This window comes from Paenibacillus tundrae (assembly GCF_036884255.1).
Lineage (GTDB): Bacteria > Bacillota > Bacilli > Paenibacillales > Paenibacillaceae > Paenibacillus.
In genome coordinates this window covers 5155326-5181184 of the sequence record NZ_CP145605.1, presented here as the reverse complement: position 1 = coordinate 5181184, position 25859 = coordinate 5155326, and the positions used below count along the sequence as shown (strand labels likewise).

At 44.5% G+C, this 25859-nt stretch carries 22 protein-coding genes; 13 read left to right on the top strand and 9 right to left on the bottom strand.

The genetic code is table 11. The features are described from left to right. Positions 1-312 precede the first annotated feature (312 nt). On the top strand, positions 313-1029 hold the full coding sequence (locus V6W81_RS23250) for a glycosyltransferase (RefSeq protein ID WP_338540518.1): 717 nt from the start codon (positions 313-315) through the stop codon (positions 1027-1029). 370 nt (positions 1030-1399) lie between these two features. On the opposite strand, the gene V6W81_RS23245 is transcribed toward V6W81_RS23250, so the two are convergent. Both V6W81_RS23245 and V6W81_RS23240 read right to left on the bottom strand, forming a co-directional pair. Continuing rightward, on the bottom strand, positions 1400-1576 hold the full coding sequence (locus V6W81_RS23245) for a hypothetical protein (protein ID WP_186380990.1): 177 nt from the start codon (positions 1574-1576) through the stop codon (positions 1400-1402). Then, positions 1573-2811, bottom strand: a complete 1239-nt coding sequence (locus tag V6W81_RS23240) for a glycosyltransferase family 4 protein (RefSeq protein WP_338540517.1) — start codon at positions 2809-2811, stop codon at positions 1573-1575. The genes V6W81_RS23245 and V6W81_RS23240 overlap by 4 nt, the downstream gene beginning before the upstream one ends. A 187-nt stretch (positions 2812-2998) precedes the next feature. On the opposite strand from V6W81_RS23240, the gene V6W81_RS23235 reads away from it, so the two are divergent. Then, on the top strand, positions 2999-3358 hold the full coding sequence (locus V6W81_RS23235; RefSeq protein ID WP_338540516.1) for a hypothetical protein: 360 nt from the start codon (positions 2999-3001) through the stop codon (positions 3356-3358). Positions 3359-3758: 400 nt separating this feature from the next. After that, positions 3759-5243 carry a DHA2 family efflux MFS transporter permease subunit gene (locus tag V6W81_RS23230; protein ID WP_338540515.1) on the top strand — a complete coding sequence of 495 codons (1485 nt, stop codon included), beginning with the start codon at positions 3759-3761 and terminating at the stop codon, positions 5241-5243. 148 nt (positions 5244-5391) lie between these two features. Here the strand turns inward: V6W81_RS23230 and V6W81_RS23225 are convergent, their stop codons facing one another. The 3 genes from V6W81_RS23225 to V6W81_RS23215 all read right to left on the bottom strand — a co-directional run bounded on the left by V6W81_RS23225 (position 5392) and on the right by V6W81_RS23215 (position 11662). After that, entirely contained in the window at positions 5392-8787 is a 3396-nt protein-coding gene (locus tag V6W81_RS23225; protein WP_338540514.1) for a DUF5704 domain-containing protein, read from the bottom strand. Between the two features lie 11 nt (positions 8788-8798). Then, positions 8799-10130, bottom strand: coding sequence for an S-layer homology domain-containing protein (locus V6W81_RS23220; protein WP_338540513.1), 1332 nt, complete (start codon positions 10128-10130; stop codon positions 8799-8801). A gap of 458 nt (positions 10131-10588) precedes the next feature. Then, on the bottom strand, positions 10589-11662 hold the full coding sequence (locus V6W81_RS23215) for a glycosyltransferase family 4 protein (RefSeq protein ID WP_338540512.1): 1074 nt from the start codon (positions 11660-11662) through the stop codon (positions 10589-10591). Between the two features lie 346 nt (positions 11663-12008). On the opposite strand from V6W81_RS23215, the gene V6W81_RS23210 reads away from it, so the two are divergent. From V6W81_RS23210 to V6W81_RS23185, 6 genes are all read left to right on the top strand, one after another. Beyond that, positions 12009-13157 (top strand): ABC transporter ATP-binding protein, encoded by a 1149-nt coding sequence (locus tag V6W81_RS23210; RefSeq protein WP_338540511.1) that lies wholly within the window; start codon positions 12009-12011, stop codon positions 13155-13157. After that, positions 13154-13870 (top strand): ABC transporter permease subunit, encoded by a 717-nt coding sequence (locus V6W81_RS23205; RefSeq protein WP_338540510.1) that lies wholly within the window; start codon positions 13154-13156, stop codon positions 13868-13870. Before V6W81_RS23210 ends, V6W81_RS23205 begins: the two co-directional genes overlap by 4 nt. Positions 13871-13874: 4 nt before the next feature. Then, positions 13875-15269, top strand: a complete 1395-nt coding sequence (locus V6W81_RS23200; protein WP_338540509.1) for a GldG family protein — start codon at positions 13875-13877, stop codon at positions 15267-15269. Next, positions 15266-16216: a DUF4340 domain-containing protein gene (locus tag V6W81_RS23195; RefSeq protein WP_338540508.1), complete on the top strand. Its 951-nt coding sequence runs from the start codon at positions 15266-15268 to the stop codon at positions 16214-16216. Before V6W81_RS23200 ends, V6W81_RS23195 begins: the two co-directional genes overlap by 4 nt. A 210-nt stretch (positions 16217-16426) precedes the next feature. Continuing rightward, entirely contained in the window at positions 16427-17410 is a 984-nt protein-coding gene (locus V6W81_RS23190) for a YhcN/YlaJ family sporulation lipoprotein (protein ID WP_338540507.1), read from the top strand. A gap of 240 nt (positions 17411-17650) precedes the next feature. Next, positions 17651-17875 carry a helix-turn-helix domain-containing protein gene (locus V6W81_RS23185; protein WP_017692532.1) on the top strand — a complete coding sequence of 75 codons (225 nt, stop codon included), beginning with the start codon at positions 17651-17653 and terminating at the stop codon, positions 17873-17875. 108 nt (positions 17876-17983) lie between these two features. Here the strand turns inward: V6W81_RS23185 and V6W81_RS23180 are convergent, their stop codons facing one another. Both V6W81_RS23180 and V6W81_RS23175 read right to left on the bottom strand, forming a co-directional pair. Next, positions 17984-19003, bottom strand: a complete 1020-nt coding sequence (locus V6W81_RS23180) for a hypothetical protein (protein WP_338540506.1) — start codon at positions 19001-19003, stop codon at positions 17984-17986. Then, positions 19003-19368 carry a hypothetical protein gene (locus V6W81_RS23175; protein WP_338540505.1) on the bottom strand — a complete coding sequence of 122 codons (366 nt, stop codon included), beginning with the start codon at positions 19366-19368 and terminating at the stop codon, positions 19003-19005. Before V6W81_RS23175 ends, V6W81_RS23180 begins: the two co-directional genes overlap by 1 nt. Positions 19369-19612: 244 nt before the next feature. On the opposite strand from V6W81_RS23175, the gene V6W81_RS23170 reads away from it, so the two are divergent. The 4 genes from V6W81_RS23170 (at position 19613) to V6W81_RS23155 (ending at position 23010) form a co-directional block, all read left to right on the top strand. Next, positions 19613-20476, top strand: a complete 864-nt coding sequence (locus tag V6W81_RS23170) for a MurR/RpiR family transcriptional regulator (protein WP_338540504.1) — start codon at positions 19613-19615, stop codon at positions 20474-20476. Between the two features lie 4 nt (positions 20477-20480). Then, on the top strand, positions 20481-21209 hold the full coding sequence (gene nagB / locus V6W81_RS23165; protein ID WP_338540503.1) for a glucosamine-6-phosphate deaminase: 729 nt from the start codon (positions 20481-20483) through the stop codon (positions 21207-21209). 72 nt (positions 21210-21281) lie between these two features. Beyond that, positions 21282-22490, top strand: a complete 1209-nt coding sequence (gene nagA, locus V6W81_RS23160; RefSeq protein WP_338540502.1) for an N-acetylglucosamine-6-phosphate deacetylase — start codon at positions 21282-21284, stop codon at positions 22488-22490. Positions 22491-22638: 148 nt separating this feature from the next. Beyond that, positions 22639-23010, top strand: a complete 372-nt coding sequence (locus V6W81_RS23155; RefSeq protein ID WP_310141901.1) for a hypothetical protein — start codon at positions 22639-22641, stop codon at positions 23008-23010. Positions 23011-23218: 208 nt separating this feature from the next. Here the strand turns inward: V6W81_RS23155 and V6W81_RS23150 are convergent, their stop codons facing one another. Next, complete coding sequence (locus tag V6W81_RS23150; RefSeq protein WP_338540501.1) at positions 23219-24799, bottom strand: oleate hydratase; 1581 nt, start codon at positions 24797-24799, stop codon at positions 23219-23221. Between the two features lie 248 nt (positions 24800-25047). After that, positions 25048-25623, bottom strand: a complete 576-nt coding sequence (locus V6W81_RS23145; RefSeq protein ID WP_145049832.1) for a TetR-like C-terminal domain-containing protein — start codon at positions 25621-25623, stop codon at positions 25048-25050. Positions 25624-25859 lie beyond the last annotated feature (236 nt).

Below are 25859 nucleotides of genomic sequence, written 5' to 3'. Positions count from 1 at the left end.
AGGGGGTTATGAGGCTGTTCATTTGAGCCTGGTAATCCCTTTTTTCTTGAGTTGACTTTGTAACGTGCTGAAGTTAGGTAGTTGTAGCCTAGTTAACTTGAACTAAGGATAGTGAGCCTCACCACGTGAACGTCGTAATAATCTTAAGGTGAGATTGTCTATTTTTCTCTAAGTATGTTCTTTAAATGATGGGTTAGAAGAAACTTGTGCGATCTTATCCCTACAGATGTCCCATACGCATCGAAAAGCATTTCATATACTAGGGAACGAGGAGTTATATTTTAGATTTGCATACAAGAGGAGGGGAGCCGGATGGAGCCTAAGGTATCGATCGTCATTCCTTTTTACAACTGTGAATACATTGATCAGGCCATCTACAGTGCCGTTCATCAGACATATCCTCATATTGAAGTCATCGTTGTAGATGATGGTTCTACGCAGTATGTCGAGCGGGTGCAGCCGTTTATGGATCGGATTACTTACATTCGCAAAGAAAATGGCGGCACGGCGACAGCTCTGAATGAAGGGATCAAAAGAGCAACCGGTGATTATTTTGTATGGCTTAGCTCGGATGATGTGATGTTACTGGATCGGGTAGAGAAACAGTTGGGATTTATGTTGAAGGTAAAGGCATTGTTCTGTCATGGAGCTTATCACTATGTGAATGCCGATAATGAATGGATGGATACCATCCGTCCTGAAGTAGGGAGCCGCTTGGAGGTACTGCAGGTACTTCTGGAGGGTTGTCCGATTAACGGCTGTACCGTGATGCTGGAGATGGATGCTTTTCGAAAATTCGGCATGTTCGATACCGATTTCCGTTACACGCATGATTATGAGATGTGGTTGAGGTTGTTCCCGGTCTATGAGCTATTTTATTTCAATGATCCGTTAGTGTCTTATCGAGTGCATGAAAAGATGGGCACGAAGCGTCATTTCGATGAACTGAAGGCGGAGATGGAGCGAGTTCAGGCGAAACATCGTCCCACATTGCTTAATCTGCTGCAGGTGGGCGGATATTGGCAATAAGTTAGGCTGTGGGTTTAGCCATATGAATTAGACAATGCGTAGGTAGGAATTGTGGCATTTGGTGATAAGGTAAGGAACGTCTAAGATGATAGGACTCATGTGTACGTTAACTCTGAGAGGTGCGAGAACAGCATAGATATGTTAATGCAAATAGGAGTATTTCACTGTGTCGCGTGTAGAGCTGCGGCAAGATGGAATACTCTTTTTTTGACGTATCGGAATTCCCTGGGCAATAAATGGGTGGAATCGCGGTTGACAAAGGAAACACAAAATTCAAAACATAGAAACGTAGAAATACCCTCTTCAGCAAGAGGGTAAGCGCTCAACAATATCATGTTGTTTGCATCGTTTTATTGGACTTGCATTGGATTTACGTAGGATCATTTACATTTAATATTTCCATGGATTCTGGATCAGGCAAGATATATCCCTTTGGCAGCTTTTGCATCAACGTATTCATGACATCGTATTCTACCTCAATATGCGGTGTGGAAACTGGGGTGGAAAACCAGCGATTATACAAATCACTGGGTACAAGGATCGTCATACGGAATGCCCTCCTCTCTGAATGGCTTCCTGGTAAACCTGTAACGTGCGCATTCCCATTTCTTCCAGTGAGCGATGCTGTTCGGCCCATGCTTTAGCCTGTATGCCGACTCGTTTGCGGGTAGCATCATCCTCTAATAGCGCATGTAACAAACTACAGAGAGAGTTAGCATCTTGGGGAGGAACGACCCATCCGGTATTAGCGGGATCAACCATTTCAGGCATCCCGGCAGTGCCGCTAACGATGACAGGAACGCCTGCAAGCTGTGCTTCGGTCACGGAGAAAGGCTGGGTGTCTTGCAGACTAGGTTGCACATAGATGTCAGCACGGCGTAGGAAGGAAGGGATATTGTCCAGTTTTCCAAAAAAGACGACATCGTCTCCCACGCCCATACGGGAAGCTTGATCACGCAGTTCCTCCATCAGATTGCCCTCTCCCGCAATCCAGCAGACCCAATCTGAACGTAGTGTTTTCAGACCAGCAAGTGCGTTAATCAGGACATGTACACCCTTGATGTACTCTAGTCTACCGGTAAAAGCGATGACTTTTTTACCTGCCGGTGGTTTTTGGCGGAATTTAACTGCTGCTGAAGCTTGATAAGAAGGGAGATCAATAGCATAAGGAATAAGACGGAATTGGGATTCAGGTACGTTCAGTTCTGTAAGGGTGCTCTTAATCCAGTGACTAGACACAAGAATCAGCTCGGATTGTGCAGCGCTTCTTTTCTCCAGAGACAGGAAGTATCGACCTCGTTTGGATTGTAAGTAGGTAGGGAGTGTAAGTTGTGGATTCGAATTTTGAGCATCATAAAAAGTTTCACGTGCAAGCGCTCCATGATAGCTCGTTACGAGTGGCGTGTTACGGCCTAGAATACGCTTCATGGCTACCGCAGCAACAGGATCTTGCGCATGGATGATGTCATAATGGTTAACCCCTAGATACGAAGCAGCCATCTCAAAGGCATAACGATTAAGCTCATAATAAGCGAGAAGGGAGTCGGCGGTGAACTGAGGCAAGTCGATGGGATTAAGCTTCGTTTGCAGCATTGGCCAGACTTTTGTTTTGGAGAAGGATTGATTCAAATTACGGACATAAACCTCGTTGCTCGCTGCGTTCGTGCCCATAATATCAACCTCCACACCCAGTGATGTCAGGTGATCGGCCAATTGTCTTAGATATGTCCATATCCCACCCATTTGGGTTAATTCCCAATAGGTTACAAGCAGAACTCTCATAGGTACCTCCTTATCACGGCCTGCACAGACCGTTCTGCTATCTTTGTATTCTATGAAAAACGAAGTGCCTGAGGTCGGGCATTTCTATGCTTACGTGCAAAAATGGGTGAATACAACTGGCATTGGACGAGAGGTTGCATAAACTACATAAGGAGGGATCGGTGGAAATGGGAGGGAGGGCAAGTGTGTGGCGGTGTATCTACTTGTGATGCATGAGAGTATGCTCCAAACGGCTATCCCAGTCAGATACGTAGATATTGAGGTAGCGTGGGTAGGGGATGACGAAGCGGATGTATTTATAGGTGGAAGAAACGAAGTAGGCGGAGAGATGTATCGTTATCTTTTTCAGATTGGATCAGAGCACCATGGGTGTTTGCGTAATTATGTCATTCCTAATTTGGATGTGTCTTCAGCCAGCTGGGAACTTCGAATTATTACGAATTATTCCCGTCCTTATCATCTTGCAGTTCGTTTGTATTGTCGGAGCGCATACGGCCAGACTCTGGGTGTGCTTACCGAGCACCAAATGACCAAACTTGCAGATTAGCAGTGGAACAGTGTGAACGTGTAGTTCAATGATATAGCAGGTACAACGGATACAACGTGTGACCAAACGGATGGAGCAGGTAGGAGCCTGGTTCATTTTTTTGGCGTCTGTAGTTAATCTCGTGAATGAGTAATAAGTTGAAATAGATTATTTTCACTAGATATAGATGGTTGAAATAGTATGGATCTATATATTGTGCGGTTTGGTGTAGGTGAACGAAAATGAGACATATTTACATATATAATTAATGACATTAAAAATATCTTGACAGCAAAGGTATTTTCGATAAAATATACTATGATTAAAACAAAAGTTTAAAACGACAGTTTGAAACATGTTGTGATTATAAGGCCGTTAGTGAGGTAAGAGATGCCTCCAGGCCGGAAAAGAGAGTGAGAATTTGAAAGAGCAAACAGCAATTCCCCAGAATCCAGCGGAGTTTTCGATAAAAACGATTATTCTACCGCTGCTGGCCATCATTGTAGGTATGATTATGGTCATTCTGGACAGCACGGTGGTGAATGTGGCGATTCCTAATCTCGTTCAATATTTCGAGACGGATCTCAAAACCATTCAATGGACTGTGACGGGATACACCTTGGCATTGTCTGCTGTAATTCCCCTTGCCGGATGGTTAACCGATCGGTTCGGTTCCAAGAGAGTGTTTTTATTTACAATTGCGATGTTTACATTAGGGTCAGTGTTGTGCTCAGTTGCACAATCCCCAGAGCAATTAATTATTTTCCGTATCATTCAGGGGCTTGGTGGAGGCATGGTCGCTCCGATTGGTATGGCTATGGTTTTCCGTTTGGCTCCCCCGGAGAGAAGAGGCTCCATTATGGGTATGCTGGGAATTCCGATGTTATTAGCTCCTGCATTAGGTCCAGTATTGTCTGGCTGGTTTATTGAGTCGTTCAGTTGGCACTGGATTTTCCTTATTAATCTTCCGATCGGGATCGTTGCGCTTATTCTATGTCTCAAATTTTTGCCCGATACGGATCGTGGACGGACGCCTACACTTGACCTATTAGGCATGATTTTGGCACCCATTGCATTCTCTATGCTGGCTTATGGTGTTAGTGAAGGCGGGACAAGTTGGACGTCAGCAACTACACTGACTGGTGTGATTGTAGGTGGGGTAGCTTTGATTTTGTTCATTATTGTAGAACTGCGTCACAAGCATCCATTGCTGGAGCTGCGGGTATTCAAATCATCTGATTTCTCACGCGGTATTATTCTTGCTTGGGTATCACAAGTGGCTCTCTTCGGAGCGATGATTCTGATTCCGCTCTACCTACAACAGATCAAAGGATACTCTGCTCTGGAAACAGGACTGATCCTGCTTCCACAGGCACTGGCATCTGGTGTAGGTATGCCGCTCGGTGGACGTCTGTTTGACAAGATTGGTGCGAGACCGCTGGCATTTACAGGTCTAGGAATCATTTCCGGAGCACTGTTTATCTTGTCTTCCATCACGGCGGAAACAAGTCTTGGACTGATCATTGTTAGTTTGATTATGATGGGACTTGGGATGGGTCTGTCCATGATGCCGCTGAATACACATGTATTGAACGCCGCTCCGCGTAAGCTGGTAGGTCGTGTTACGCCGCTTACCGCTGCGGCTCAGCAAGTGGTTGTGTCCTTTGCGGTTGCAGGACTGACGGGTTTCTTGACTTCGCGTGTTGCTGATCATACAACAGGAACTGGCGGGGCGAGTGCAGTTAATGGATTGGTTGCTGGCTTCAACGATACGTTCTTCTTGGCAGCTTGCATTGCGCTGTTTGGATGCCTTCTGAGTCTGATTCTTCGTAAACCGAAACAGATGAAAGAAGAGACGCTTGAGTCAGGAGATCAGCCTGATCCAGCAATGATGATGGGACACTAATAATTTACTTTAGTGATATGGTCTACAAATAAGATCTACACATTTGATCTAAAAGCAAAAGAAACCGTTCCTTCTCAGATGGGAGAGTGATTCGCCATTGAGAAGGGAACGGTTTTTTTGTGCGAACAAGTTAAAGTAACCTATTGTATTAGTGAGGCACTTGGGCTTGGAAGTCATTCCGGCTGGACTGATTAGCGTGGTAAAAGACCACATCTCCATCTTTTACAGGCAACGATCTCCCGCGATCATCCACTTGGTTAGAATTGAAACCTTCTAATCGCCATTGATTCATGAGTGGTGCATGGATGTATTGAAGATGCGGAGCATCTGTATTGCCATTACGTAACGTTTCCAGATTGAAGTTAACCACGATATACCCATTTTTCAAGAATACGTCTGACTTCTCATCGAGTGCATTTTGTCTACCCAGCGGTACAAGATCAGTTCCCTTCGGCACAGCATACACATCAGCAGGCAAGCTATACTCGCCATACCAGCGCTGAATTGCGGCATTGGCTCGATCTACGTTCACAGTAGCGGGAATGTTGGTCTTTGGTCCGATGAGTGTACGGATGGAAGCAGGCAGAATCATCCAATCGTAACGGCCTACCCATGTTTTCTGGTGTGAAATCTGGTCGACCAGTTGAACCATGTATTCTGCCAGCGTCGTTTGGTTACGTTCCTGTGCCGTTAGTTCATAGGTATATCGGTAACGTGCCGTATCTCCAAGTTCCGTACCCGGTACATTTCGAAGTCGTGAGTTTAGCACGACGAAACGTTTTTCTAGATCCTGCGGTGATCCGATCTGGATAAGGCGTTCCTGTCCACGGTGGTAGTAGAGATCCACGGCCTGGCGTGAAGTGCCATCCTTACTGACAAAATCAAAGGTTGGTGTGATACGAACGCCATCGGTTGTGCCAAACATATTGCCTTTGGTCTTCAGATCGAATTTGACATGATAACCCGTTTTCACCGAGATATTCCGGAATCCCTGCACAGGATGACTCCCCGGACGAATAGGTAGCACAAATGGAGCAAGATTCCCTCGGGGATCTCCGTCGATCCCATTAATTCCTGTCCAGTAGCTGACTCCACTAGCTGCCGAGCTACCCATTTGTTTGCGAAACACATTTTCCCAGTTATAGTCCGAGATGTCAGTCACGTGAAAATCATATAACCGCCCAATGACTTCCACAGGCACTGTATCTGTAGCAACATGGTGAGCCAGATTGGTATTTGCGTCCGGTTGTGTTGTAAACGTCGAGGGTGCATTTTCCGCAATATTGCGGAATTTTACTTGGTAATGCCCCTCATCAACCCATACGGGGAGATAAAAGCCGGTATCCAGTTGGTTCACCGGGATATCTACCCACGTTTCTGCAGGAATGAACTGGCTTCGATCTGCGTTGTAGACATCAAAGGGAAACTGAACTTGTTTAATCCGAAAATACTTGGCATAATCTCGGTTGCCATACCCCGGATAACTGGCTACGTCCAAGTGTTGTCCCGAAGTTGGAATACGCACGATAAAGGGACGCTCTAGGATCAGTGCAGAACTGCTCGGGTCAGGCACCGTTTTCTGGTTATGCGGCTGATCATCCGAAACCCACGAGTAGTTTACGACAGGCGTGTGTACCGTGACGGTATTAATCCCAGGGATGGGTAACACCTTATTAGCCCCGCCGTTCACATTGCCCGGAAGCAGGTTGTAAAAGATTTCACCAGAGCTCGTTGTATTTGCTTTGTTCAAAAGTGTGCTGCTAATCATGTTATTCGGCATATAGAGAACATCTCGACCAATCGGTGTTGGATCAGGAATGTTCGTTGGGGTAGGTCCGTCTTTGGTCGCTTCCGCATCGTCCATAACCTTATTATTGTTAAATATGACGAGGTCGTTATTGACTTTACTCTGAGGCGTATTCGACTCCGCCATGCCTTTTAACAGTGAAGTATCATCCGGTACATCCGGTGGTGAGTTTAACCCGCCTGTTCGTTTCGGTGGTGTGTATGAGATCGCCGCCGTTGGTGCGGGCTTGACATGGCTTTCCACCGCTTCATCGTTTTTGGATTCCAGTGTTGGCGGCGTGTAGCCTGAAGGCAACATAGTGACCATTGCACCCGGGAGAGCATAGTTCTCCATGGTTGCTTTAGCGATGTTGTATACTTCCAGTTTGTTGATTTTCCAGTACGAATAATCTCTTGTAATCTGGAAGCTGTAAGGTTTAGTTACAGTGTCACCTGTTTTAACGGGTGGTCCAGGGGAACAAGCGCCTTTTGGCGGGCAAACCTCTGGCCCAGGAATCGTCCATTCTCGCTCATAGGTGAGGGTGACATTACAATCATACGTTGTCTTACCCGTCATACGTGCCCAGGATTGGTCGAACAGATAGTTGTCCGCAATGGCATTGGTATACAACGATTCGGAAGTCGGAATGCCCTTAAGTACGTCGAATCGCTCAGCGTCTCTGTTATCTGCTTTTATCACTCCGCGAGCATTTGGATCAAGGTCACTCTTATTCATCGTTGTCCCCTGTGAAGGTGGACCGATATTAGGTGTACATGCACCACCACCGCCACCTTGACCCGGGTCTTCCGGCTTACCAGGGTCATCGTACTTTGCATAAATTTTCATTTCAGGATACTTATAGATTTCACCATGAAACATAACATTCCATCCGTTATACCATCTTCGTACTAAGCCATTCTCGTTATCACTTACAACCTCACCACCTGGTGCAAAGTTATCGAATGTAGCAAGAAATTCAAAATTGAGGATAACATTTCTTTTATTTGAATCATCTATGGTTATATCACGAACATCATGTATTTTAGCGGCTTGCATGCATATTTCTGGACATTTCCAATATGTCAAATCTTCTTTCTCTACAATCACCTTAGCAAGCTCAGACATCTCAAATTCCATCCCGGGTAACGTAGGACTTGAGAAGTTTTCCTGAAAAGTTGAACCGACAGTGATAGTTCTTTCCGACCAAACCATATTGGTATTTGAATCTTGTTTCCATCCTGAAGTTGGTACATTACCGGCCGTTCCAAATGTCCATTCGCCGCTACTAGGAGGGAAGGAGTCATTATTAGATTTTAGAAAATATCGTTGGCCTTTGTAATCGTACATCCAATATCTTCCTGAAGGGGCTCGAAACCATGCGAAGTATCCTTGATATTGACCATTCGCCTTAGCTGACAGAGTAATCTTCTCTCCTTGAATATTGCCAATATTCCACAATGTATCGCTAACTTTGGTTAAGTTTTTCACCAATTTACCATAGTTGTCGTATATAGCAACCGATGTAGCAATGGAATCACCTTTTTTTGGTATGGTAACCGTGGAGTATGCTAATTGACTTGAAGGAATATAATGGTTCTTTTCAGCGTCGACCTTACCAATATCACCGTACAGTCTTACGTCTCCAATAAGCTCATAGTTGCTAGGGACGGCTGCAGATACTCTTAGGTTATATCCGAAATAATTCGTTATGGTGAGAAGTAGATAACTCACCATAACGAGTGATACAATTTTTTTCAACGTGTAATCACCTACTGATGATATTCTGGATTCAATTTACCTTGATATAGTGTAATAAAAGTTCCCTGCCAGTTACCCATACCACCAAACATATATCGGAAAGGTTTGTCCGATATAAAGTTTGTTTTAGGAAACAGTGTACCTGTAGCAAATGTAAGGGTTCCATTTGAAATTTCAGATATGTCTAAAAATGAATAGAATTGTTCGTACTTCGGATTCCACGGCATAATTCCATATGATCGATTAGGGTGTTTAGGACTCGTAACTTTTTCAGACATATTGTACCAATCATCATTTTGGAATGTCATTCTGCAAGGAAACAACTCTTTAACGTTCATTTTGCCTGATATTTTCGTTTCACTGATACCCATAACGGCATATCCATCCGAGTCAAGAAGCTTATAATACTTACCATTTCCAGCCCATGCATACTCCGTATCTTCAATAATTTTACGGTTCGGATCTTTAGGATCGGCAAGATCAATGGCAACGAGCTTCGTAATTCTGCAGACTGCCTTACCGTTGGGTGAAGTACTTACCATGGCTTTATTATCAAAGGCTTTTCCATTGAAGGAATCATTGAAGTATCTCGGTAACATCGTCATGATATTTGTATCATGCCAGAGTAGTTCCGCAGCAGACACCGCATACTTATCAACGGGTAATTTTGTCCCTTTCTTAAACGAAAGTACGCGTTCAATTACAGTGATGGCTTGGGCTCTTGTTGTACTGCCTTCTGGAGCAATCACTCCAGGAGAAGTGCCTGATATTAAGCCGTTTTTGGTTGCCATATACATCCACTGCGTTTTCTCTACATCGCTAACACCGATTGCTCGCACAGCTACCTTTGACATTTCTTCTCTGCTAATTGCTTTTGTCCAGTTAGAATCGCTAAAATCGCCAGATTGATATATTCCTTCTGCTTGTGCAGCGTTAACGAACGGTGTATACCAAGAAGCGCTTGCGTTACTACTGACCTCTAAATCCAACGCAGAAACTAGCATTTTGATGAATTCTGAACGAGATACATTGTTGTTAGGGAGGAAGGTACCATTAGGATAACCATCTACATAACCACGGGTAAGTGCGCCATTAATGCTTTTTTCTGCCCAATGTCCAGCAATATCTTTAAAATTTTGTTTTGACAGACTCAATGTAGGTTGTAAGTTTTGATTACTTGAGTTCGTTGTAACCTCAGCATTAATAGTTGAAGCTACGTTTGTTGTTTTTAAGTCTAATGTTACACGAGCTGTTTCTATTAAATTCTCAGTACCACCAATTCCTCCGACAATCCCGGTTAACAAAGCTAAAGTCGTAAACCCTGTCACAATCATCTTTTTCATGCTAATACTCCTCTCGAATCTACATTTTTTCGTTCTGTGGTATGTACTTCTTTCTACCAGATACTAAATTTGACATAATAATCAATATTCTACCATGTGTATTTAGTTCAATGGTATTATTTTTCAGAAATATTCATCCGACAGAGTTTTTTATCTCCTTCCTGAGACCTATGAACCCTTAAAAAAACAAAAAAGGCCACGAATCCGTAGATTCATAGCCTTATACTTTAAGGTGTGGGTCGTCCTATGTAATTTGAGAAAATAAAACTAATTCAAGGATAACCGATTTCCAATCATTTGAAAAGGAGTCATTTGTATCTTTCTAAAAAAAGAGACGTTGACCGGAATAGAAAAATTCGTTCCTCAGAGATAACAAACAAGGAAACAGCACATCATCCAGCTTGATTTTAAAGGAGTCCGTGCTGTTTATTAAGCGGGAAAAAAGGTCGTACCGAACGTTAGAAGAAAATCCTTAAGGCGGTCATCATCTCTCGAAAAGAAGTAGCATAGCGATCTGGTGAAAAGGAAATGCTCATATGCTGCCGACCTTGTGTACGAATGTGTTCTCGTAGCTTGGTGTTTTGCATCAGGTCAATGGCCTCCGATACAGCAGTGTTCAAATGACCGATCGGATAAAACTTGCCTGTTTTGTTGTGTGTAATAAATGAACGTACGCCATCTGAATCCGTGCTGAGTACAGGACATCCACAGCTTATCGCTTCTGCCACCGCATAACCGAATCCTTCAAGGATGGATGTAGATAACATCAACCCACCGGATTCCGCTGTCATGGAATAGAAGGTAGGCATTTGCGAATGGGGGACGTTAACGAAAATTCCAATACGATCCTCAAGTCCTTTTTCTGCCAACATGTGTTTAAATAATACTTCATCCTCGGGATTGGCAAGTGTGGGATCATGGAACATCCACATTCTGGCGCTGGGATTTTGGTGAATGATCTCACTAGAGATGTGCAGATATTCCTGCCAATTTTTGTTATGTTCCAGTCGGCCAACCCAGGCGATAACCGGATAAGGAGGTACATCCACCTTAAGTGGACTAAAGGTCTGTGTATCCAGCATATTTGGGATGACAAATCGATGTAGCCAAGGGCAGATGTGGATGAACATTTCCAACAAATGATCGGTAGGAGGAATAACAGCAGCATCACAGTAGGCCTGCAGGTAGGGAACAGCCATTTGAATCGTTTCCAGTGCTTGATCTCGAGTGCCGAGTCCTTGGGCTTCAAAGATAATCCGTCCATCATATCCTAATCCTCTAAGCCTACCAGGCATGGATATATCTGAAGTGACAATAATGGCATCATACTGATGTTGAGCCAGCAGTTCCTTAATTTCTGCATCACTGGAAGCGGTAAATACGGGAGTGCCGGTGCCATTCTGTAATCCAGAGCCTGGGTACAGGTATAACATATGTGCTTCTATGCCATGACGTTTCAATACGGCTGTGCGTAGCCGATTCAAGGTGTCCACCCCACCACTCGGCACAAAAAATGTGAATAAAACTTTCACAAGGTTCACCTCTGACTATTGTGCAGGATTGTACATGTGTTTTCCTGTAATCTGCACAGATTGTTATCATATCCTTGGCAATGGGGATAACTGCTCCTAGGGTATGGTACGTTTCCCTAGAGCACAGGGTGTGGGTGAATGTAGCCTTATTCACATTTTAGACATATTTTTTTAAGCTTTCTTTTAAGGAACATTAAGCTAGGTTTAGGGTATTGTAGCTATGCTTGAATAAACATCCCGTGTAGAGCCGTCAGCAGATCGAACGATGGTACACGGGTTATTTTGAGTGTGAGTTCAAAAAAATGGACTTTTTGAGCAAACTCTTTGATGGGAAAGGATGAATGATGTGCTCGAAGTGAAACAAGTTAGTAAAGTGTATGATGGACAACGTGGCGTACATCAACTGGATTTCACAATGGAGCGCGGAGAGATCGTGGGATTTCTAGGTCCTAATGGTGCGGGGAAAACAACGACAATGCGTATGATCACCGGATATCTGCAACCAACGACAGGGTCGATCACGGTAGATGGCGTGTCTGTGCATGAACAAGGGAGAAGTGTTCGTTCGAAGATTGGTTATCTGCCTGAGACGCCGCCTCTGTACCCGGACATGACTGTGCAATCGTATTTGAAATTCGTTGCGAATCTAAGAGATGTTGCACCACGTGAAGTGAAACTACGCGTAAGTGAGATGATGAGTAGGCTGGGTCTACAGGGCCGTGAAAAACAAATCATTCGTGGATTGTCCAAAGGGTACAAGCAACGGCTCGGACTTGCTGGAGCTATTATCCATAAGCCTGATCTGCTTGTATTGGATGAGCCAACATCTGGACTCGATCCGAATCAGATTATTGAAATTCGAGATCTTATTCGTGAGCTTGGTGAGAATCATACTGTACTGCTCAGCACACATATTTTGCCAGAAGTCAGTGCAATCTGTAACCGTATGTTAATCATCAATCAGGGTCAGCTTGTTCTTGACGGTTCACCGCAGCACTTTGGCTCGGCGATGGCAGATCAATTTAAAGTCGCTATTGAAGTGAAGGCAACCGAGGAACAGTTACATAACTTGCTTACTCCTTGGGAGAAAATTCGGAGTGAGGTTATATCACCAACTGGAGTGGAAGGCGAGCCAGATTCAGGTACGGTGAAAATGTTACTTACGGGCGAATCCTCCGAGGATTTCCGTGAAGAGTTATTTTACTTATTGTCTGGAGCTGGATTGCCCATCCTGGAGATGAAAAAGGAAAACCTTAGTCTGGAGCAGATCTTCTTGAAACTTACGACAACGGAGACACAAGCAGAAGTTGTATCGCAAGAAGCGGAAGACAATCTTGCTGGTGCGTCTACTACAGGTGCAGAGCCGAGTGAGAATCAGATAACAAGCGTTGATCCGAAGCCAGATTTGGTGACAGACAACCAACAGTCCACGGAAGAGTCAACAACGGTGTCTGATGAGTTGCCTCATGCCCAGAAGGAGGAGGGCTCTAAATGAGACGAATGATGGCGGTTTGTAATAAGGAGCTTCAGGCCTATTTCCTATCACCAACATCGTATTTTGCTTTTGCGGTGTACGTCTTGATGACAAGCTTGTTGTTCTATTCGAGCTTTGTATATTATCAACCCAGCATAGTGGATTATCGCCTCGTGCTTGGTGATACATTATCCATGCTGTTATTTGTAGTTCCTTTATTAACGATGAGACTTGTGGCAGAAGAGTTTCGACAAGGCACGGATGAATTACTGTTAACCTCTCCCGCTCGAGTTACGGAGATTATTTTCGGTAAATATTTGGCTTCGCTCGCCATACTGGTTGTGCTTATTCTATGTAGCTTGGTATATCCGTTAATTATGTCCTTCTTCGGAGAACTCGATCTGACCTCGGTATGGTTGTCAGCCTTAGGTTTGTTCTTCTTAGGCAGCAGCATGATGGCGATTGGACTGTTCGCTTCAACGCTATCTCAACATCAGATGGTGTCTGCGGTAGCTGGTTTTATTATATTGCTCGTATTCTGGATGCTTGATTCATTTGCAGGCAATACTGGTTCTACTTTGCAGCAATGGCTTGATCCATTTGCACTAACGAATCGCTTTGACAGCTTTACCAAAGGTGTGCTCAGTGGGCCGGATATTTTGTACTATGTAACGCTCTCCGGTGTATTTCTGCTGTTAAGCATTCAAATTGTAGAACGGAAACGGTGGAGGTGAGAAGATGAAAAAATGGTTAAGTCATACCAACAGCACCGTATTATCAGTAGCGGTCATTGGCATCTTTATTTTGCTAACGCTGTTTCTGAATTCGCTTGGAGGATTCCAACTCGATCTAACTTCCAACAAACAATACACTTTATCTGATCAGACGCTTACTGCCATCAAAAATGTGAAAGAAGACGTCAACATTCTGGTGTTAACCGTTGAAAATGTGAATAATACTGTCCTGAATCGTGAAGTGTCGGATATGGTACAGGAATATACGAAGCGTAACAGCAAGCTGAAGATGGAGCAATACAATCTGACGCAGGAGCCGGCGCTCGCTTCGAAATATGGAATTACAGGCAGCTCCATCATTCTGGAGCAGGGAGATCAGCACAAGGTCATTGATATTGCGAGTTTGTTTACAGCCGCAGGCGATGGAAGCGATGGATCTTACCAATTTACAGGTGAAGAAAAGTTAACTCAGGCCTTGATGAATCTATCCTCAACGGAGATGCATAAAATGGTCTTCCTGACCGGGCACGAGGAGCTTGGTTTGGATCAGCTGACAACACTGCGTTCGTCTTTGGAGCAGAGCAACATCACAACAGAGGAGTTACAGTTGAATCAAGCAGGGCAAGTTCCTGAGGATGCTGATGTGCTTGCTATTATTGGACCACAGCGTGACATTAGTGATACCGAGCTGAAAGCCATACGTACCTATCTTAGTAATGGTGGTAAGCTGCTACTATCCCTCGGATTCCATGAAGATATGGAGTCGGCTTGGAAGAACATCGACGCGCTTGCCGCGGACTACGGTGTGGTGGATGAACATGCCGTTATGGTGGATCAACACCAAGCAAGTACAATGGGACCTTTATGGGTTGTACCTGAGTATGGGACTCATGCAATCACGGATAAATTATCTGAAAGTAAGCTCTATCCGATGTTATCCCTGTCCATTGCTTTGACTAGCCAAGAGCAGGACAAATATACGTTGTCCCCACTTATTCATTCCTCGAACGACAGTTATGGGGAGAAGGATATTGCTGGTCTTCTACAAAATGAAACCTCCAACGATCCACAGCAAGATGTACAAGGACCGGTGGAGCTTGGGTATGCAGCAGATACGACAGATGGCAAACCCAAAGCGGTCATCCTTGGTTCCTCCATTTTTATGCAGGATTCAGAGATTGCCAATGGAGGTAACCGTGATTTTATTTTGAATGTGACGAATTATTTAAGTGAGAAGCAGGATGGATTAACGATTCGACCTCGTGTACAAGCTGGTTACCAAGTGGCCTACCTCAATGGGGAACAAGCCAGAGTTATATTTTTTGCGGCGCTTGTCGCATTCCCGCTCGTCTTTGTTATCATTGGAGTATTCTTATGGTGGAGGCGTAGACGTGTATGAGAAAATGGATTCCAACGATACTTGCCGTAGTGGTTCTACTGGTGGGCTGGATGTATGCAGCCAGTCAAAATTATTTCCGAGAAGAAGCAGCAGAGCAGGTGAAATTGCTTGGGATTCAAGCTGGAGACATTGCGGCAATTACGATTCATAGCCCAACGACTGAAGAGAACAGCACGGCAAGCCAGGAGACCTCACAACTGAAACTGGAGCAAGGGGTCTGGCAGATGGTTGAACCAAAAGCTTATCCTCTGAACGGCTATGCCGTAAGTAACTTGCTGGATGCTTTAAGTGCAGCGGATCAGGAGCTTGTCGTTGAGGAGAGTCCGACGAATGTTGAGAAGTATGGACTCGGTACAGATGCTGCAAGGCTAGACATACAGCTTAAGGATCAACGCAAAATCGAACTTATGATTGGTGGTCAGCTACCTGCCGATGATGCTCGTTATGTTCGTGTAGACTCAGGTGCTGTTGTTGCTGTTAAGAGTGAAACGATTAGTGGTATTGAGTTGTCACGGCGAGAGCTGCTGGATACAACTCCGTTCAACCTCGATGAATCGAATGTGCAGTCTCTGGACTGGGAGGCGGAAGCGTCCACATGGATATTAAAATCAACAGCTCAACAAGATGCGGCAGAGAAGCAGTGGACATTCAATGGAACTGAATTGGAAGCAACAGATGCTGTCTCTCTGATTGGTAAAATAAAAAATATAACAACTGCCGATGATGTACGCCCAGCTTCTGAGCTGAAAAACACCGTACCACGATTTACATTTATCGTGGAACAGAATGTGAATGGACAGATGATTTCGGATGTATATCGGGGGATTACGGTTGCTTCTGATCCTGACCAGATCTGGGTAATTACTCCGGATGGCGAATGGGCATACGCTCTACAGGCTGATGCGTTGAAGGATGTGGAGAAAGCCGCCGAGGCGCTCAAAAAATAACTTATCTAAATATATATCTGAATATTAAAGATTGATCTAAAGGTGCTGCAGAAGTTGCAGCATCTTTTTTTGTGTTTTCATCTTAGTTAAGAAGCTGTATTAGATCAGAACCACCAAAAATGGAGGTTCCATATCCTTTCAGGATACCAGTGTGCACAGAAGCGCATCCTATCTTTGTGACCAAAACCATAACCCATTGGAGGATGAGACATGCCAGCAGCCAAAAAGGCGAAAGCGATAACCTTATCTTTGACAAGTGCAATTTTTGTAATGGCGGGATTAACCGGTTGTGGTACAAACAAGGACGCTAACAACATGCAATCCCAAAGTGTGCGCCATGAAGTAAGGGGTCTGAACCGTTACGGTGTTGAAACGAACGGGATGGATGGTATTCGCGCCAACAATTATCGTAATCACAATGTCACCAGTCTAAGATCGAGTGATGAATTAGCCAAACGTATTACAGAAATGAAGGAAGTTAAGTCAGCTAACGTGTTGTTAACGGATCGCAATGCTTATGTTGCTGTTCGATTAACTGACGGACATGCAGGCAAGTTGGGAAGTAAATCGACTCGTGGAAATATGAGAGGCATGAGCGTTCATCCGAACAGCACCATGCGCAGTGACAGTATGAGCGAAGATATGGGCGGTTTGCGCGTTCATGGTGGGGATGGAACAATGTCTCCGTATACGACGAGCGGTATAGCACCAGGACTGAACACAGGTGTAGCAACCGATCGTGGTCATATGGGTAATGATCGTGGCCTTTACGGTACGATGGGCACAGGAGCAGTGGGCATGATGCGTGGATTGACCGACAGTGGCAAAGCCCGCACGATGGATAATGGTCACTATGGAGCCAAAAGTGAGGGGCAACGAGTGGATAGCTCGGACGATAATACCCCAGAAGAAATTAAAGGCAAGATCGCAGCCAAAATCAAGCAATTTGCACCTAACGTCGAAAATGTCTATGTGTCTGCTAACCCGGAATTTGTTGAGCATACAGAATCGTATGCAAAAGACATTCGTAACGGTAAGCCGATCAGTGGCATGATCGATACCTTCTCTTCAATGGTGGAACGTATTTTCCCAACCAATGCAATGAATCCGAATCATCGTGATGGCATTCTTGGTGATGGTACAATGAATCGCAACAACAACCGTGATGGTCTTATGAATCATAATTTCCGGTAATCAGAACGAATGAGACAAATGTGCCTTTGTGTAGATGTTCACATCTAGTGCAAAGGCATGTTTGTTATGTACATAATTTCTATAATGAATATGCACTACTTGTATTTGAGCGATATATGCAAATTAATGCCCATTTTTCTTATAAAACTGAACCATCGCCCTTGACCTGACATAAGATGAGTTGACTGTATCCCCTTAACCTTGTTACACCAACACAACCCGAGCAAGGAGGGGTGAACATTGAAGGGTATCGATCATAAAAGTAAATTTTTGTTGACCCACCGTGAACGCGAAGTATTCGAGTTATTGGTTCAAGACAAAACGACGCGTGACATCGCAGGGCAGTTATTCATCAGCGAGAAAACGGTGCGTAACCATATTTCGAATGTGATGCAGAAACTCAATGTTAAGGGTCGTTCGCAAGCAGTTGTAGAGCTGATTAAGCTCGGAGAACTGAAGATTTAGTTGCGAATTACAGTTAAGGTTAAGTAGCAGCATGAAAGCCTTTCTCTATTCTTTATCATGAAGAATGGGGCAAGGCTTTTTTGCTATGGAATACCTCTATAATGATTTTCAAAAGTTATACTGATCTATGTGCTTATCTTTGTTTTCAATTAAAATCTGCGCCAGCTGAATGTTGCCCATGAATTGGCAAGCAGACGTAACTCGAGCATATTGACTTAAGCTCATATTTTGGACTGCCTGTTCCAGAAAGCCTTCAATGGGTTGCCACAAAGTAAGGGAATGAGGAGAATCAGCACCATGATAATACATAATATTAATACACGTTTGAATCATTTGACGTCCTAATCCAACCATACACCAACGATCCTCTTTAATAATGAGCGGAATGACAGATTCCATAGATAGAGTTGCTTCTTCAAACTGACCCTGGGTGATGAGTTTTTCAGCCAAGTTAGATGCCAGGTAGCAGTATTGATGATCATTTCCGGCATTTTTCTCGAGGGCAGCAAGTTTTCTCAGTACTTCGATCTCACCCTCAATGTGTTTCCGGTTTCGTTCAATATAGAGTAGCTCAATCAGGTTTTCTGAATTCCAGCACGTCTGTTCCGCAATCCATAAATCGACAAATGTTGAATGATACGTCATCTCAAGCAAATCTTCTGTCAGGCGAATGCAATCCGAAAGGTCAGCAGTATCTATATGAAAAAGGTGTTGCTCTCGAATTCGATTAGGCTCAAATCCACAGCTAGTATCGAAGTTGGCTTCTTTTGCTTGGGAAAATAGTTTCTGATCTTCATCTCGGTTGTACTGCTTCAACAAGAAAACACAGTAATATAATGCTTCGCCTATACCCTGATAGCTGTTTGTCTGTCGATCTATGATTTCATTGATTAGTAGTCTTCTTACAATCGACTCATAATGCGGCGCATGCCGATCTTCCCGATGATAAATAGCCAGTAGTACTTTGAAGCGATTGGTATAATTCGCATCTCTTTTTCCATACGTAGCATCTTGCTTCTCCACATAGTCTACCTGTGAAAAATCACCCATCTGTTCCATTAGGCAATCCAACATCTCATGGTATGGAGCCATCATTTGAAGCAAAACCTGCTTATGATCTGTTTTCATTATGTACTCACCTTTTTATGGAGTTTACAGTGTGGCTTAATAAATTCTTTCCATCGTTTCTTGGAAAAGGGCTGATAAAACAACTGCTCCAATGTCTCAAACTGTCCTTCATTTAGAGATAGAAATATCGCTTTTTTGGCAATTTTGGCACAGGGTTGTGATGTGCTTCTTGTACTCCCTATCTTATGTCTAATAGGAACATGGAATTGTAACAAGTCATGCAGACGATCCCAACCCTCCCAGCTTAATCGGCTCGCTCGCTTCCAATCAATCGCATATAGAACGTAATAGGGTCTATATTCACTTTGTCTCTCCGCAATGATCCATAAGGACGGGATGATCTTCTGCTGCTGACGTTTGTTCATGTGATGATCAACTCCTTTGTGCAAACTCATTGTTTCAATATAAGGGGTCTCTGGAGATGAAACAAGTGAGATAGTGCATGTTCTCTGGATGTGAAAAAATGGAATTTAGGCTGCGATGATCTACACCAGAAAAGTGAAGGGAATACTCTTGATTTACAGGTTACCGTTGTTTAAAATGAAGGTATAAAAATGATTTTCTTAAATTTATATAATAATATAAAAATAATTTTCATAAGGAGAGCTTATGGCAGCCATATTACATGCCTTGCAGCAAGAATTGGAAGACCTGCCTGCACAAGAACGGCGGATTGCAGAAGTTATATTGAGTTCGCCCTCAGACATTCCAGGCTGGACGATCAACCATCTTGCGCAGCAAAGCGGGACGAGCCCAGCGACGGTAACTCGTTTTTGCAAATCCTTTCATTTCAAAGGCTTTCCAGATTTCAAAATGAAACTAGCCGCCGAATTGTCGCATCCAACAGGAGAAACGGCATATCAGGATATTGTGGCCGGCAACTCATTGTCCAAAATCGTTGAGGCGATTGAAGCGAATCATCTGGCTTCCATTGCAGATACAACTCGTTTGCTGGATCTGGGACGGGTGGGCAAAGCAATTGAGCTATTGTGCGCTGCACGTCGGATCGATCTCTACGGTGTTGCTACATCATCCATTGTGACCCAGGATTTCTATCAGAAACTGATTCGGATCGGGAAGAGCTGTACGGCCTTCTCAGATTCCCATATGCAGATCACCTCCGCCTCTTCGTTAGGAGAGGGAGATGTCGCAGTAGCTGTATCCTATTCGGGCGAAACCCCAGAGACGATTGATGCACTGCATTGTGCCAAACAGGCCGGAGCTGCAACGATTTCGTTGACGTCCTACAGTAATAATAAACTGGCTACAGTGTCAGATATTCCGCTATTTACTTCTTCACTCGAAAAGGGGATGCGACGAGGTGATATGGCTTCGCGAATTGCCTTATTACATGTCATCGACATTTTGTTCACAGGCATGGTGAGTTCCGATTTTGACCAATTTATTCCGAAGCTTGAGCAATCGTATCACAGTGTACAGTCCTATCGGGTTCATAACAACGGAGGTGCTTAACGAGATGAACATACGTATTTTTGAACATGAAGAAGATTTAAACGTTACAGGTGCCGGGATTATTACGAGTCTGCTACAGACGAAACCACGAACTGTGTTAGGGCTTGCAACAGGTAGTTCTCCAGTGGGGATTTATAAACAGCTAATAGCGATGGTGCAAAAAGATCTGGTTAGCTTCGCGCAGGCATCCTCCTTCAATCTCGATGAATATGTAGGTTTACCCGCTGAGCATAGCGAAAGTTATCGTAGCTTCATGAATGAACAGTTGTTCCACCATATCGATATTGATCTGGATAAGACGTATATCCCCGATGGTAATGCGCTGGATTTAGCTCAGGAGTGCGAAGCTTATGAACAACGGCTTGAGGATCGTGGCCCGGTTGATCTGCAAATTCTCGGCATCGGACATAACGGTCATATTGGATTCAATGAGCCTGGCACAGAGCTGACGGGTCGTACACATGTTGTTGCGTTGAAGGAAGAGACAAGAAAAGCGAATGCTCGCTTTTTTGACAGTATCGATCAGGTTCCAACGCAGGCGATTACCATGGGAGTTGGTACGATACTGAAAGCCAAACAGATTCTGCTGATTGCTCGCGGTGAGGAAAAAGCTGAGATTATTCGGCAGGCGTTCATGGGGCCAATTACTACTGAGTGCCCAGCCTCGCTACTCCAATGTCACCCCAATGTGGTTGTACTGTTAGACCGCGCTGCAGGTAGATGGGTAAAATAAGCAGTTTAATCAATTATAAATTTGATCCTGATAACGTTTATACATCATAGGTTGGGTTAGGAGGTTGGTTGAATGAGTACAGGCGATATACAAGAGCTTAAGGCTAGAGATGCTGTATCCATTTTACAGGGGAAGCTTGTTCTTTCAGATCGTATGATAGACGATGGAATTTTGGCTTGGCGTGATGGGAAAATAATATATGCAGGCTCGCCCGAAGGGCTACCTGATTCAATTCGACGACAAGGATTATTTTTGCCTGTGCCCGAGCATGGCATGATTGTGCCTGGATTTATTGATATCCATGTACATGGCGGCAATGGTGAAGATTTTATGGATGCTAGTCCAGAGGTGCTGGATACAATCACTGCATTCCATTGCACTCAAGGAACAACCGCGATGCTGGCAACTTCGATGACCGCACCGAAGGATAGATTGGATCAGGTGCTGTATGAGGTTCATGCATATCGATCCCGAACGATGCCTTTTGCACAACTCGAGGGTGTGCATCTGGAAGGACCGTTTTTCAGCCCTAAATGGCCTGGAGCGCAAAATCCGGAGCATATTGTAATGCCTAATGTATCGTGGCTAGAAGAATGGGAGCAACAATATCCTGGATTGATCCGGCAGGTTACATTGGCGCCAGAGCGTGAAGGTGCGTTGGAGCTAATTGCATGGCTGCGAAGTCAACGAATCACGGCAGCACTGGGGCATACAGATGCTAGCTATGATGAGGTACAACGTGCGGTAGAGGCGGGGCTGCATCATGCCGTTCATACATTCAACGCCATGACGCCACTACATCATCGGCTTCCCGGGGCTGCTGGAGCCGTGCTCAGCGATCCGCGCATTAGTGCAGAGGTCATTGCAGATGGAATTCATGTGCACCCAGCAGCCATTTCCATACTGGCACAACTGAAACAACCCATAGATCAACTGGTGTTGATTACAGATGCCATGTCTGCTGCAGGTCTAGATGATGGGGAATACGCCATCGGTGATCTTCCGGTTATTGTTGAGCATGGTGTGGCACGCCTGAAGGAAGGTGGTGCGCTGGCGGGTAGCACACTAACTATGGTGCGAGGCTTCCGGTACCTTGTGCAGGAGGTTGGTTTAAGTGTTACGGCTGCGTCACGAGCAGCGAGTCTGACCCCAGCTCGTTTGCTGGGCATCGATCATCGGACAGGTTCTTTCGCTCAGGGCAAGCAGGCAGACATCGTGTTGCTGAATGAGGAATTGGACGTTGCGGGTGTGTGGGTGAAGGGGCGGCGAATCTCTGAATAACTGAATTGAAACATTCCGACTTTCCACGAGTCATATATGATAGAGTCTGGGCAGATACTGCGAGAGAGGTAATGGAGTGAATTATATGATAAAATAGATCTCAAAATAAGATGGGATCTACGGATTACGCATCACGGAGGCGTGAAATATGGAACGCAATGCTATGCCTGGGCTTGATCCTTTTATCACAGTGCTGGCAGAGAAGCTGCACATTCACGGATATTATGCTTTCTATGGCGAGCATTACAATGAGACGGATATGGAGCAGTATCGTAAACAACTATTTACATCGTTCAGCAATATCGTATGGGTAGAGTTGGATGCAAGGAAGAAGTATATGATTGTGGATCATCGTGGACGCAACACGGTCATGAAACTGATCGAAGGTATGCTGAATACCCGGAGAACGTTGCGAGCAAATCAGGCAATGGCAGGTGCGGATACCTCAGATGTACAGCAGAACATCGCACACTTATCCCAGCTGATACACATGCTGAAGTTCACCACGTTCCGCACATAGGGCAAACAGTATGTAACCTCACGAAATGACATATCGTTGGAGAAACTGAGATGTTAAAGGATTCTATACACGTCTAATGTGCAGGTTGTTTGACCTTCGATATAATACTTAATGACAACAGATTTACTATATGCTCATTTAATGCTCTTCCTTACCCAAAAGGAGTGCTGTCAAATTCATGACGGCACTCCTTTTATTGTTGTGTTTTTTATCGGAATGAGGTCACAAAACTACTGAACAATGTGCGGACATCATACTGATACTGATGAATGGGTTCAATCGGTCGATTCACTCCGAGTAGGGTGTACACAGCAATTCGCGCCGCCCGAACCGAATATTCTTCCGTGAACACCACGTCATCGGGAATCTCGCAGAATTGACTGATAAAGGCAAGATTGGTGGAGCCGTCAGGAACGACCTTTGGTCGATCACTGTTCAATCTGGGCATAAATTGCGCTGTAATATAAGGCATCATGCATGGAATGCAATTCGCAGTAGCCATAATGGCTTCTTGATGTTCCTGGAAATGAAGATGGCCGATGAGTTCCTGCATAATCTCTTCTCCCGTACAATCACACATGCGTTTCTTCACGTAGTCACCTACGTTATCGGGATATAAGCCGTAACCCCAGAATACGTTGACATGCTCCGGCTGCCCACGGAAGTGTGGTTGGAAGGCGAGCACGACGGACATAAACCAACTGGAATCTTTGAAGGTGACCAACGCGCCGGTACCTGCACGATTGCGCGTGAATTTCTCCATCAGATCAAAGAACACTGAATCTTGAAAAGTAACGGTAAACGATTCCCATTTGGACTCATCTACATGATCGTTAAAAGAAGAAGGGTTACCTAGTAAAGGTTTCTTCGCGGCAATGTTCTCCCATAGCTTCCAAGAGCTGCCCTTGCCGTTCAGTTTCGGAGCGGAGGACATGGAACCAATATCGGCTCCCTCGGTCATCGAACCGTTCGTGACAATGACTAGATCACCTTCATGAATATCAATAACGTCCTCGTTACCGTTCCGGCGTACATGCATCCGCTCCACTGTAATCCCATCGCCTTCTTTGAAGTCCAGGTCGGTGACGGTGCATTTCAGGGTGAAATCTACGCCGAATGGTTCAAGGTACTTTTGCAGAGGTAAGATGATGGAATCATATTGATTAAATGGAGTACGTGTAACACCCTCAAGTGTTTGAATTCTTGGGAACTCGTGAAAGAAGCGGAGCATATATCGTTTGAATTCTACGGCACTGTGCCAAGGCTGGAAAGCGAAGGTCGTAGCCCACATATACCAGAAGTTCGTTTTGAAAAAGTGAGGCCCAAACCAATCACTGATCCGTAATTTATCTAGCGTATCTTCAGGTGTGATGATTAGCTTGCCCATCGCCAGCCGGTCGGCCATATCAAAGCCCATGGAGAGCACATCTTCGACCTCGCCGTCACGGTTAATGAGCCGAGCGTTGGAGTGGGTGGGGTTAGCATGATCAAACTCGGTAATTTCTTGTCTGACCGACAAACCAGGACGATCGATAGAGGGAATGGAAGCCAGTAGCTCCCAGAGATTCTCATAAGCCTCGTCATTAAGCATTCGTCCACCGCGGATGATATAACCTTGATCGGGGTTACCAGCGCCGTCGTTACTACCACCCAGAATGTTCATCTCTTCGATAATGTGAATGTGCTCTCCGGGGAAGCCGCAGTCTCGAACAAGATAAGCTGCCCCTGCTAATGAAGCAATGCCGCCGCCTACAAAATAGACCTGTTTGTTACCGTATTCGTTGTTCACAATGATTCGCCTCCATAAGGGTTCTGTAATCACATCCCTAATGTAAACCTTGCAGGTGAAGTAAGGTATGGTCAAAAGAATGGGAGTGTCTACTTTTTAGTCACTTTTGGAAAAATGTCTGAATTTTGAGTCGCCGGAATTCAATCTTGAGTGCAAGTTAAGTTGAACAAAGAATAAGTAAGAAAATAAGAAAGTAAGTAAGTAGGTAAGTAAATAGTGGATGAAAAAATGAAATAAGCTGCGCATCCTCAGGTGGATGGCAGCTTATTCTCATATCTGTGTAATGCTCGTAGTACATTTCCTTCGATCAGCTCACTTAGCTTTTCAATGATCTGTTTTGGCGGTTCTGACATGTGGCCTCTCATCCACTGAATGATCAGTCCAGTAAACGCCAAGGTGTAAAAGTTGGCCACAAACTCCTTGTCCTCACTTCGTACCTGGATCCCGCAAGCTAGTTCATCGATGACACCCATGATCAGATCATGCGTTACCTCATAGAGATATCCATCGAGGTGTGTTCGTCCAAGAGAATCCAAAGTATTGAAGCAGAACGCCTTATTATCCTCGATATAACAGAAGATTTTATAGAATCCATCCGTCCATGTACTGTAGCTTCGATACGCCGTTAGACTTTCCACCGCTTCGGTCTTATAGATCCACTCGAGCAGCGCATAGATATCCTGAAAATGATAATAAAAGGTTTGCCGGTTCACACCACAATCGTCAACAAGGTGTTTGACTGTAATCTTGTTCAGCGGTATATGCTCCATCAGTGATTTAAGCGAACGAGCCAGCGCCTTTTTGGTTAGGTGAGAAGCAGACATATCATTTCACCTCTTCGTAAGGATTAGCTACATTATCAGTCAAACATGCAGCAAACTCCATGACCAAAAACACAAAAAAGAAAAACAAAAAAGGAAGGACAAAGCAGGCACGAGAAAAGGAACAGAACCAAAACCAAAACTAAGATTTAAACAAAGATCAGGAACAAGGTAACAGAACCCATAAGTAGAATTCAAGAATCAAAAAAGAAATGAATAACCCAAAATTCAAAAGAAAA